This is a genomic window from Virgibacillus oceani (genome assembly GCF_041521345.1).
Taxonomy (GTDB): domain Bacteria; phylum Bacillota; class Bacilli; order Bacillales; family Amphibacillaceae; genus Virgibacillus_N; species Virgibacillus_N oceani_A.
The window spans coordinates 1-238 of the sequence record NZ_JBGOHB010000104.1 but is presented as its reverse complement, the minus strand read 5'-3'; the positions used below and the strand labels follow the sequence as shown (position 1 = coordinate 238).

Genomic DNA, 238 nt, shown 5'->3' with positions numbered 1-238 from the left:
AAGAAGTCACATGCAACCTATTTGAAGCACCAACAAAAGAAAAACCATATCTTCATTATAACTTTCTAAACAGCTTATTTCATGTAATTAAACAACCAGATTATCTTTCCTTACCAATACAGAGCAGTCAATGGGTAATGAAAGCCGTTTTTCAAAATTGGAAAAGTTTTTATGCCAGTTTAAGAGATTACAAAGATCACCCGGTAAAGTACAACGCCAGACCTCGCATCCCAGGCTA

The 238-nt window shown here is 35.7% G+C and carries 1 pseudogene; it reads left to right on the top strand.

The features are described from left to right. Positions 1-238 (top strand): annotated as a pseudogene (locus tag ACDX78_RS23335) (RNA-guided endonuclease InsQ/TnpB family protein); the annotation flags it as partial.